The organism is Rheinheimera sp., assembly GCF_037442525.1.
Lineage (GTDB): Bacteria > Pseudomonadota > Gammaproteobacteria > Enterobacterales > Alteromonadaceae > Pararheinheimera.
Genome location: NZ_JBBIQD010000016.1, coordinates 59,485 through 68,985, shown reverse-complemented (window position 1 = coordinate 68,985; position 9,501 = coordinate 59,485). Strand labels below are relative to the sequence as shown.

Below are 9,501 nucleotides of genomic sequence, written 5' to 3'. Positions count from 1 at the left end.
TGGTGTTTTTGTGTGCTTTAAACTTACCTTTTAGCCGCCTTCGGCGGTAGTTCAGCCGCTTCACTTGATAGCTGAAACGATCGCTGCATTTTTATCTGGTGGTGCCTGCAAAAAGGGTGAACCAAATCTGCGTTGACTTCGTAATTCCACACACTGAAACAAAACATGGCCGTTACTGATACCGGCAGAGCGTGCGGAGCCAGAGCCAATGCGCCTTGTGCTGAATTCCTGTTTATTTAACCTGTGCTGGTTTGCTTGTGTGTATTGGGGCAACGGCGTGGCGTGCCTGGTGTTGGCCTGGGCCTGTATGCATTTGTGGTTGAGCCCGGCAGCCAAAGCAGAAGCGGCTTTATTGTTTGGTGTGACCTGCACTGGGGTCTTGGTGGATTCATTGTGGATGCTGGGGTCTGTGCTGGTGTTCCCTGGGCAACCGACACTGCTGCCGTTTTGGCTGGTCATGCTCTGGCTGGCGTTTGCGATGACGCTGAATGGCTATTTAAGTCTGCTCAAAGGCAAAGTGCTGTTGCAGAGTCTGAGCGGCGCTGTGGCTGGTCCTTTGAGTTATTGGGCAGGACAGCAGCTTGGCGCTGTCGAGTTTGGCTTGCCGCTGAGTTGGGTATTGCCGCTGCTCGGGCTGGTTTGGGCCCTGCTGCTGCCGGCATTTTTCTGGTTGAATCAACGACTTTACGGAGATAAACATGAGCAAAATGCTGTCCGTGCTGGTTAAGGGGCTGACCACGCTTTTACTGCTGACGCTTGTCGGTCAGGCCGTGGCAGAGCAAGCCAGGGATACCACCGGCAAAGCCGGGCTTAAGCTGGTCGGGCAGGCCCAATTCAGTGTGCTGTTTTGGGACCTGTATCAAAGCTGGCTGTACAGTCCAAGCGGGCGCTTTACCGGTGTGGAGCCTGGGGTGCTGTTTGAAATCCGCTATTTGCGTGATATCAGCAAAGATCAGCTGATTGAGAATACGGTGAAACAGTGGCAGCACCTGAAGGTGTCACCGGCGCAGTATCAAGACTATCTGTCACAGTTGCAGCAGGTCTGGCCGGATATCCGTAAAGGGGACGTGCTGACACTGAAGGTGGAAGCTGGTCACACAGAGTTCTATTTTAATCAACAGCCTGCCGGGGTGATCGCCAGTCCTGACTTCGCCGCGCTGTTTCTGGATATCTGGTTATCACCACAGACCTCTGAACCCAAACTGCGTGAGCAATTATTAGGAGCTCAAGATGCGTCAGAGTAAGTGGGTTTCCCTTGCTGCATGGTCTGGTGCCTGGTTGCTGATAAGCAGCTGCAGTACCTCTGTTCAGCAGTACCAAAGCACTCAGCCTGAATTTGATCTGGCGGCGTATTTTGACGGTCCTGCCATTGCCTGGGGTATGGTGCAGGACTACAACCAGAAGGTCACCCGGCGTTTTTGTGTTGAGTTGCAGGGCCGTTGGCAACAGCAGCAGGGAACATTGGAGGAAACCTTCTACTTCGACGACGGCGAAACTGACCAGCGCACCTGGCGCCTGACCCGTCTGGCTGAGCATCAATACAGCGGCGAGGCCGATGACGTGATAGGCACAGCTGTGGGGGAGCAGCAGGGGTTTGCGTTGCAATGGCAGTATCAGCTGATAGTGACCATTGATGGTGAAGACTATCAGTTTGAGCTGGATGACTGGATGTTCCAACTGGATGAATACCGTCTGTTTAACCGCACCAAGATGAAAAAGTTTGGGCTGACTGTGGCTGAAATTACGTTGTTTTTTGATAAAGAAAGCCCGTTACGGCAATGCCAGCCAAAAGCGCAGGCAACTGCTGGCGGCTGAGGTTAGGAGAGCAGTGTTGACAGAAACAATGCGGATCCCGGTATTTCCACTGCCAGTGTTTTTGCTGCCGGGTGGCATGACCCGGCTGAATATCTTTGAGCCGCGTTACCTGAAAATGGTGAAAGTGGCGAGTCAGGGGGAGGGTTTTGTGATCCAGACCACTGGCACTGGGGGGCCTTTGTCTGAATTTGGCAGCTGGGTGCAGATCACCAATTTTGGTCAGAGCCAAAACGGGCTCTTGCAAATTGACGTGTTGTGCAAAGGCTTGGTGCTGCTCAGTCAGGCCGCCAGAGATCCGGATCAGCTACTCTGGGCGCAAGCCAGTCCGGTGGCGCATTGGCCGGCAGAGCTGACGGGTTCCGCGAGTCCGCTGTTTGCTGCTTCATTGCAGCAATGCCTGCAGCAGAATGAACAGCTCAGCTCGCTGTACTCTTCACCGCTGTTTGAGCAGGAGAGCTGGGTGGTGGCCCGCTGGCTGGAGATTGCCCCTATTGCCAACAGCTATAAAGTGCTGTTTTACCTGCCCGACAGTTATCCCAAAGCCGTTGCTTTGCTTTCTGAGATTTTACTGAATAAAACAGAGGCTCAGTGATCCGGGTCTGATTCTGTATCGTACTGACAATACGGAGTTCAACCGAGAGCTGAAGATGTTGCAGGTGACAACAGAATTGCAAAAGGCCACGGGATGCATTACATCTAGGCTTATGAGCACAGATTCAGATAATCAGGAATTAAGTCAACTGCTTACTGCAGTTGCACTGAAAAGGGACAAACAGGCGTTTACTGCACTGTTTCGTTTTTTTGCGCCCAGGATTAAGCGGATGGCGGCAGCAAAACTGATCAATTCAGATCTGGCCAATGATGTGGTGCAGGAAACGATGAGCAACATCTGGCGTAAAGCTCATTTGTTTGATCCGGAAAAAGGCTCTGCAACCGTCTGGGTGTACCGGGTCATGCGCAATGTCACCTTCGATTTACTCCGCAAGATTAAAGCCAATCAGGAAGACTGCATCAGTGACGATTTCTGGCCTTTATTGGATGAGGCAAACAGCTCTGATCCTGCCATTGGCGATCACCTGGCCAAGGAAGCTATTTTAGCCGGTTTAGACTGCCTCTCTGAGCATCAGCGTCAGGTCGTGCATGGGGTGTATTTTATGGAACTGACCCAACAGCAGTTGGCTGAACAGCTGGGGGTGCCTTTGGGCACAGTGAAGTCCAGACTGCGGTTAGCACTGGCGAAGTTAAAACAGCAACTGGGAGAAGGCCATGATTAACCATCACCCGACAGAAACAATGCTGGCCGCTTTTGTGGCTGGGGAATTGCCGGTTTCTCTGACAGCGGCTGTGGCTGTGCATGCACAAATGTGTCCTTGCTGCGCTGAACGTATTGAACAGCTGACCCAGGAACAGTCTGCGCTCTGGTTAGAGGCAGATCAAAACGGCGGCCATGATTTTGCCGGGCAACCGCAACAACTGGATCCAGACCTTGAACAGATGCTGGGGTCTATGCAGTTGGATGATGAGCCGTTGCCCGTTGTTCAGAGCAAGACAAAATTTATTGCTGTGGCTGGTCAGCAGTACCCCTTGCCCCGTGCCTTGCAATCTTTGCCACTTGGGGCTTTCAGCCAGTTCGGCAAATTATCCAGGGCCCGGTTTGCACTGAATGAAGGCACATTACACAGCAGTTTATTGTATATCCAGCCGGGAGGCGGAGTGCCAGAGCACAGCCATAAAGGCTTTGAGCTGACTTTGTTGCTCAGCGGCGAATTTACCGACGCTCATGGCCGTTATGGTCCGGGTGATTTTATGATGTTGGACGGCAGCCATACCCACCAGCCGGTTTCTGAGTCAGGTTGTCTGTGTTTTACCGTGGCCGATGCTCCCCAGCGCTTTACGCAGGGGATGAACAGATTGCTCAACCCCATAGGTAATTTTATTTATTAGGTGATCCGGCGCCGAGGTGTTGACGTATTGTTATGTTAATATCTCAATTTAAGATCCTATGGAGTGACCATGCCAGCAGATGCTCAGAAAAACCTGGTTTCAGACGCTTCGGTTGCAGATTATCCTCTGTGGCTGAAGCGTTTTATCGGGACCTATCAGTCACTGGCGGTAGGTCCATTGGATCCCTTGGCCACTTTGTATCACCCACAGGTTCAGTTTCAGGACCCCTTGCACCAGGTGCAGGGGCTGGAATCGTTGCTGAGCTATTTTGCCGGGCTGTACAGTAAACTGACCCAATGCAAATTCCAGATTGACTCGGTGTTTTATCAAGGTAACAGTGCAGCGCTGTACTGGACCATGACCTACGCGCACCCGCAACTGAATCAGGGAAAACCCATTCGGGTGGAAGGGCATTCGCTGATCCGCGGCGAACAGGACAAGGTGGTGTATCACCGTGATTACCTCGACGCCGGGCAAATGCTGTACGAACATCTGCCAGTGGTCGGCGCCTTGATCCGCTGGGTAAAAGGGCGGGCCAGCCAATGAAGCGGGTACTGATTACGGGCGCCAGTTCTGGCATTGGTGAAGCCTTGGTTCACCAGTACCTGAAACAGGGTTGGCAGGTCGTTGCCTGCGGCCGCAATGAAGCTAAACTCCAGCAGCTGTCGGCCGTCTCGCCGGCAGTTCAGCCACTGCGTTTTGACATCACAGATCCGGCTCAAATAGCGGTGGCAGCCCTTCAGGTGACAGAGCTGGATCTGCTGATCCTCAATGCCGGCGACTGCCGCTACATCGATGACGTGATGCAGTTTGACGGCGAACTTTTTGCCTCGGTCATTCAGACCAATCTGATTTCTGCCGGGTACCTGCTGCAGCACCTGCTGCCAAAGCTGAAGCGGGGGGGGCAGCTGGTTGTGGTCAGTTCCAGCGCCACGTTGTTGCCTTTTACCAGAGCTCAGGCGTACGGGGCGTCCAAGGCGGGGTTGGACTATCTGGCCGCGAGTTTACGGCTGGACCTGCAACCTTATGACATTGGGGTCACTTTGGTGCATCCGGGTTTTATCAAAACCCCGCTGACCGATAAAAACGATTTTGCGATGCCCTTTCTGCAAAGTGCAGAGCAAGCGGCGCAGCGGATTTATCACGGCGTGCAGCAAGGCCGCATGTATCTGCATTTTCCCAAACGCCTGACGCTGCTTCTCAAGGTTCTGGCTTTGTTGCCTGATCGGGTCTGGTACTGGCTGGCTGGGCGCATGGATCAGGCCTGAGCCAGATAAAAACAGCGGCAGGCGCGGCGCACTATTTATTAATTAATGTGGATGACTATGAAGACTATTGCCATTGTAGGTGCAGGAATTTCAGGCTTAACTGCTGCTTATCTGTTGTCAAGGAAGCATCAGGTGCAGGTGTTTGAACAGGCACCAGTGATAGGCGGTCATACCGCCACAGTGGATATTGAGCTGGCTGGTCGCCGTTATGCCATAGATACAGGTTTTATTGTGTTTAATGACAAAACCTACCCGAATTTTCTGGCGTTGCTGGCTGAGCTTGGCGTCGGTCGCCAGCCCACAGAAATGAGCTTTTCAGTGAAAAACAGCCTGACTGGCCTGGAATACAATGGCCATAGCCTGTCGACTTTATTTGCGCAAAAACGCAATTGGCTGAATCCGAAGTTCTGGGGCTTGCTCAGCGAAATACTACGATTCAACCGTTTATGCAAAGCCTTGTACCAGGGGCCGTCTCTGGAAGAGAGCGCCACACTCGGTAGTTTTTTGCAGCAGCAGGGGTTTTCACGTTTTTTTGCACAAAACTACATATTGCCAATGGGGGCGGCCATCTGGTCCAGTTCGTTAACGGCGATGGAGCTGTTTCCATTGCAGTTTTTTATCCGCTTTTTCCATAATCATGGGCTGTTGAATGTAACAGACAGGCCACAATGGTATGTGATCCCACAAGGCTCGCGCAGTTATCTGGGGCCTCTGACTCAGCCTTTTGCCGATCGCATTCAGTGCAATGCCGATATCCGGCAGATAGTCCGGGAGTCAGATAAAGTGCGTCTTTGTTTTGCCGACGGCTCAGAGCAGAGCTTTGATGAACTGGTGCTGGCGTGCCATTCCGATCAGGCCCTGGCCATGCTGGCCGATGCCTCGGCTGAGGAGCAGCGCATTCTGTCGGCTTTGCAGTACAGCCCCAATCAGGTGGTGCTGCATACGGACGAATCTTTATTGCCAAAACGGCGTAAAGCCTGGGCCAGCTGGAATTATCAGTTGGGTGCAGACCCAGACCGGCCAGCCTGCGTCACTTACAATATGAATATTCTGCAAGGCATTGAGTCAGAGCACACCTTTTGCGTCACGCTGAACCAGACGGAGCAGATTGCCCCCGAAAAAATTCTGCGTCGTTTTGTCTATCACCACCCGGTCTATTCGGTGCAGTCGTTGGCTGCAGCACAGCAGCGGGTACAGATTTGTGGCCAGCGCCACACCCATTTTGCCGGCGCTTATTGGTACAACGGTTTTCATGAAGATGGTGTGCGCAGTGCTTTGGATGTGGCGCAGCGTTTTGACTGTGATCTGGCTGCAGCGGGGCCTGCCGGTCATGGCTGAACTTCAGGACAAGTGTCCACTGTCCCCAGTGATTCACAGTGCCGTGTTTAGCGGACAGGTGCGGCATCGTCGTTTTAGTCCCAAACCACATCAGTTTACCTATCAGTTGCATATGGTAGCACTGGATCCGGATGAACTGGCTGCGCAGCGGGTGCCAGCTGAAGTGCTCGGCACCGCCTGGTGGTCACCGCTGCGGTTTCGGCAGCAAGATTACCTGCCTGGTGATCCGGCTCCACTGAAGCAACGTATTACAGAAAAAGTCAGGGCGCTGGGCTGTGACGTCGAGATTGCCAGGGTATTGATGCTGGTGCAGGTGCGAAGTTTTGGTGTGTATTTCAGCCCGGCGAATTTTTTCTTTTGTTACGACGCCAATGAGTATTGCCACTCGGTGCTGGTGGAAGTCAGTAACACCCCCTGGCTGGAAAAACATTATTACCTGGTGTCATTGCAGCAGCTGGAAGCTGTGACTGTGAAAGCCTTTCATGTGTCGCCCTTTATGGACTTGCTGATGAACTACCACTGGCAGCTGAAACCACCAATGCCCGACAGCGACAGGTTATTTATTCATATTGAAAACAGAAGGGCAGCAGCCGCGCATCCGCACAGTGACGGGAAGTTATTTGACGCGACACTGACGATGCGAAAAGTGCCGTCAGGCCAGGCCAGTGCATGGCGCTTACGGCTGTCGATGTCACTGATGACGCTCAAGGTGGTGGCCGCCATTTACTGGCAGGCGCTGAAGTTGTTTGCCAAGCGCGTGCCCTTTGTACCTTATCAAAAACCAACACAAAGCTAAGTAGCAACGGAGAGTGACGGGTGGAACAGATCACAAATATGGCCACAGCACAGCCACTGAGCTGGTTTGAAAAGCGCTGCCGCAGTCTGGTGTTCAAGGCGCTGGAACAGATCCGTGATGGCAGCCTGCAGCTGGTTGAACCAGAGGGCAGTTTTTATTTTGGTCAAAGCGGCCATGGGCAGCCAGCGGATGAGGTGCTGCACGCCACACTGTTGGTCGATGATGCCAGTCTTTACAAAGATATTGTGCTCGGTGGCAGTATTGGCGCCGCTGAAGCTTTTATCGCCGGCAAGTGGCGCTCACCGGACTTAACGGCACTGATCCGCCTGTTTGCCAGAGCGCAACAGATGACTGATCAGCTGGAACAGCACAAAGGCTGGTGGGGCCGCCTGAAAGACGCCTGGTTTCACCGGACCAACCGCAATACCAAAACTGGTTCCAAAGCCAATATTCAGGCGCATTATGATTTAGGTAACGAACTGTACAGTCGTTTTCTTGACCCCAGCATGATGTATTCGGCGGCTGTGTACCCGACGGCAGAGGCCAGCCTGGCACAGGCCCAGCAACACAAGCTGCAGCTGATTTGTCAGAAATTGCAGTTAAGTCCGGCAGACCATCTGCTGGAAATCGGCACTGGCTGGGGAGGCCTGGCCCTGTTTGCAGCACAACATTTTGGCTGCAAGGTCACCACCACCACCATTTCTGAGCAGCAGTATCTGTACGCGCAGCAACAAGTGATGGCTGCCGGGCTGCAGGATCGTATTACCCTGCTGAAACAGGATTACCGTGATCTGACAGGGCAGTACGACAAGCTGGTGTCCATTGAGATGATTGAAGCCGTAGGAGAGGAATTTATGCCGGGCTTCTTTTCTCAATGCAACAGCCTGCTGAAACCCGGTGGCAAGATGGTGCTCCAGTCCATCACCATTGCCGATCAGCGGTTTGCGTATTACCGCGACAATGTCGACTTTATTCAGCGTTACATCTTTCCAGGGGGCTTTTTGCCCTCGGTCACCGAGCTGGCCAAAGCCTGCACGGCACACAGCAGCATGGTGATTGAGGGACTGCAGGATATAGGCCTGGATTACGCCCGCACCCTGGCGGACTGGCGTAGCAATTTTCTGGCAAACTGGCCTGAGTTACCGGCTTTTGGTTACGATGAGCGCTTTAAGCGGCTCTGGCTTTATTACCTGGCCTATTGTGAAGGTGGTTTTCTGGAGCGCGCCACCAGCACAGTGCAGCTGGTGCTGCGTAAAGCCTGAACTGCGCTGTAAGCCGTCGTCAGGTGACGCAGCACTGTCGCCAGGATCTCCATGGCTGCTTTGACTTTGGCCGGTTGAGACTGGCGGTGGCTGGATGGGCGTTACTGAGTACGCACACCGGACGCTAAATCCATAGTGCATTTGGCCTCGCCTTCATCGGCCAGATAAAAACCGGCGCTGGGTGATAACCCCAATGCCAGGCCCAGTTCCTGCTGCCAGTGTTGCCGGTGTTGCTGTAGTTGTGGGCTGCGAATAGCCAGTGCAAAACGAGCCCTGGTCTCCTCTATCAGGGCCTGACTGCTGCCCGGAGACAGTGCCAGGTAGTTGTAAGAGCAGCCAAGCTTGAGCACAGGTTTGAGTTTTTGTCCGGCAGGGCTGTGATTCCTTAATACCTGTTCTTCCAGTTCGGTCGACAACCAAAGCTGAGCCCTGCCTTTGGCCAGCATTTGCATGCCTTGTTCATAATCCCCCACAGTTTCCAGTGCCACCCCTTGCACCTGCAGCCATTCGCTCAGCCAGCCCGCTCTCAGACCAACAATCAGCAATTTGCGGCTTTTTAATTGCTCAAGGCTGAGCAGGGGTTTGAAACCAGGCTCGGCACTGTACAGCCAGTGCTCCCGGCGCGATACAGGTCCGATAAAATGAAAGCCTTGCTGCTGACGCAGGGCCGTTTTGCCCATGGTAAACAGCAGCACATTGGGTGTATGCAAGGCGGTGTGTAAAGCGCGCGGCCAGGGCATCAGTTCAACAGCCGCGGGCAACTGTTGTGGGTACATGGTATGCAGCACATCAATGGTCAGGCCTGTCACTGACTGATGATTCAGATAGTTGTAAGGCCGTTTTTCGGACGTCAGCAACCGCTCCGGCACTGCAGAAGCCAGGCTTGGCAGCGCACAGAGAAAACACATCAATACTAAGCTGTACTTCATCACACAAAATTCACTGAGGCAGATGCCTTCATAGTAGCAAAATCACCGCTTATACCGCTATCCGGCGCTGCAAAGCTGCGTTTTGTCTCAGGCGCTACGGTCTTTAGGCCATGGTAGCGTTACCAAAAAAAGCAAAAAGCTAACGTATT

At 53.2% G+C, this 9,501-nt stretch carries 12 protein-coding genes; 11 read left to right on the top strand and 1 reads right to left on the bottom strand.

The genetic code is table 11. From position 1 onward, the window contains the following. Positions 1 to 208 precede the first annotated feature (208 nt). The 11 genes from WKJ03_RS16960 to WKJ03_RS16910 all read left to right on the top strand — a co-directional run bounded on the left by WKJ03_RS16960 (position 209) and on the right by WKJ03_RS16910 (position 8,423). Positions 209 to 727, top strand: a complete 519-nt coding sequence (locus tag WKJ03_RS16960; protein ID WP_337843428.1) for a DUF2878 domain-containing protein — start codon at positions 209 to 211, stop codon at positions 725 to 727. Further along, positions 699 to 1,244: a chalcone isomerase family protein gene (locus tag WKJ03_RS16955; protein WP_337843427.1), complete on the top strand. Its 546-nt coding sequence runs from the start codon at positions 699 to 701 to the stop codon at positions 1,242 to 1,244. Before WKJ03_RS16960 ends, WKJ03_RS16955 begins: the two co-directional genes overlap by 29 nt. After that, on the top strand, positions 1,231 to 1,815 hold the full coding sequence (locus WKJ03_RS16950; RefSeq protein ID WP_337843426.1) for a DUF3833 domain-containing protein: 585 nt from the start codon (positions 1,231 to 1,233) through the stop codon (positions 1,813 to 1,815). The genes WKJ03_RS16955 and WKJ03_RS16950 overlap by 14 nt, the downstream gene beginning before the upstream one ends. A gap of 16 nt (positions 1,816 to 1,831) precedes the next feature. Next, positions 1,832 to 2,407 (top strand): LON peptidase substrate-binding domain-containing protein, encoded by a 576-nt coding sequence (locus WKJ03_RS16945; RefSeq protein ID WP_337843425.1) that lies wholly within the window; start codon positions 1,832 to 1,834, stop codon positions 2,405 to 2,407. 55 nt (positions 2,408 to 2,462) lie between these two features. Continuing rightward, positions 2,463 to 3,089, top strand: coding sequence for a sigma-70 family RNA polymerase sigma factor (locus WKJ03_RS16940; protein WP_337843424.1), 627 nt, complete (start codon positions 2,463 to 2,465; stop codon positions 3,087 to 3,089). Beyond that, the gene (locus WKJ03_RS16935) at positions 3,082 to 3,759 is read left to right on the top strand and encodes a ChrR family anti-sigma-E factor (protein WP_337843423.1); all 678 of its coding nucleotides are present in this window, start codon (positions 3,082 to 3,084) and stop codon (positions 3,757 to 3,759) included. Before WKJ03_RS16940 ends, WKJ03_RS16935 begins: the two co-directional genes overlap by 8 nt. A 69-nt stretch (positions 3,760 to 3,828) precedes the next feature. Continuing rightward, entirely contained in the window at positions 3,829 to 4,305 is a 477-nt protein-coding gene (locus WKJ03_RS16930) for a nuclear transport factor 2 family protein (RefSeq protein WP_337843422.1), read from the top strand. Continuing rightward, positions 4,302 to 5,027 carry an SDR family NAD(P)-dependent oxidoreductase gene (locus WKJ03_RS16925; protein ID WP_337843421.1) on the top strand — a complete coding sequence of 242 codons (726 nt, stop codon included), beginning with the start codon at positions 4,302 to 4,304 and terminating at the stop codon, positions 5,025 to 5,027. Before WKJ03_RS16930 ends, WKJ03_RS16925 begins: the two co-directional genes overlap by 4 nt. Positions 5,028 to 5,084: 57 nt before the next feature. Next, positions 5,085 to 6,365: an FAD-dependent oxidoreductase gene (locus WKJ03_RS16920; RefSeq protein WP_337843420.1), complete on the top strand. Its 1,281-nt coding sequence runs from the start codon at positions 5,085 to 5,087 to the stop codon at positions 6,363 to 6,365. Beyond that, entirely contained in the window at positions 6,358 to 7,161 is an 804-nt protein-coding gene (locus WKJ03_RS16915; RefSeq protein WP_337843419.1) for a DUF1365 domain-containing protein, read from the top strand. Before WKJ03_RS16920 ends, WKJ03_RS16915 begins: the two co-directional genes overlap by 8 nt. 20 nt (positions 7,162 to 7,181) lie before the next feature. Further along, complete coding sequence (locus WKJ03_RS16910) at positions 7,182 to 8,423, top strand: cyclopropane-fatty-acyl-phospholipid synthase family protein (protein ID WP_337843418.1); 1,242 nt, start codon at positions 7,182 to 7,184, stop codon at positions 8,421 to 8,423. A 101-nt stretch (positions 8,424 to 8,524) separates the two neighbouring features. Here the strand turns inward: WKJ03_RS16910 and WKJ03_RS16905 are convergent, their stop codons facing one another. After that, complete coding sequence (locus tag WKJ03_RS16905; protein ID WP_337843417.1) at positions 8,525 to 9,352, bottom strand: hypothetical protein; 828 nt, start codon at positions 9,350 to 9,352, stop codon at positions 8,525 to 8,527. Positions 9,353 to 9,501 lie beyond the last annotated feature (149 nt).

Excerpts from the sequence above, each read along its gene's own strand:
- WKJ03_RS16960 (WP_337843428.1), top strand. The coding sequence starts at position 209 with ATGCGCCTTGTGCTGAATTCCTGTTTATTTAACCTGTGCTGGTTTGCT.
- WKJ03_RS16935 (WP_337843423.1), top strand. The coding sequence starts at position 3,082 with ATGATTAACCATCACCCGACAGAAACAATGCTGGCCGCTTTTGTGGCT.
- WKJ03_RS16955 (WP_337843427.1), top strand. The coding sequence starts at position 699 with ATGAGCAAAATGCTGTCCGTGCTGGTTAAGGGGCTGACCACGCTTTTA.
- WKJ03_RS16925 (WP_337843421.1), top strand. The coding sequence starts at position 4,302 with ATGAAGCGGGTACTGATTACGGGCGCCAGTTCTGGCATTGGTGAAGCC.
- WKJ03_RS16940 (WP_337843424.1), top strand. The coding sequence starts at position 2,463 with ATGTTGCAGGTGACAACAGAATTGCAAAAGGCCACGGGATGCATTACA.
- WKJ03_RS16920 (WP_337843420.1), top strand. The coding sequence starts at position 5,085 with ATGAAGACTATTGCCATTGTAGGTGCAGGAATTTCAGGCTTAACTGCT.
- WKJ03_RS16930 (WP_337843422.1), top strand. The coding sequence starts at position 3,829 with ATGCCAGCAGATGCTCAGAAAAACCTGGTTTCAGACGCTTCGGTTGCA.
- WKJ03_RS16905 (WP_337843417.1), bottom strand. The coding sequence starts at position 9,352 with ATGAAGTACAGCTTAGTATTGATGTGTTTTCTCTGTGCGCTGCCAAGC.
- WKJ03_RS16950 (WP_337843426.1), top strand. The coding sequence starts at position 1,231 with ATGCGTCAGAGTAAGTGGGTTTCCCTTGCTGCATGGTCTGGTGCCTGG.
- WKJ03_RS16915 (WP_337843419.1), top strand. The coding sequence starts at position 6,358 with ATGGCTGAACTTCAGGACAAGTGTCCACTGTCCCCAGTGATTCACAGT.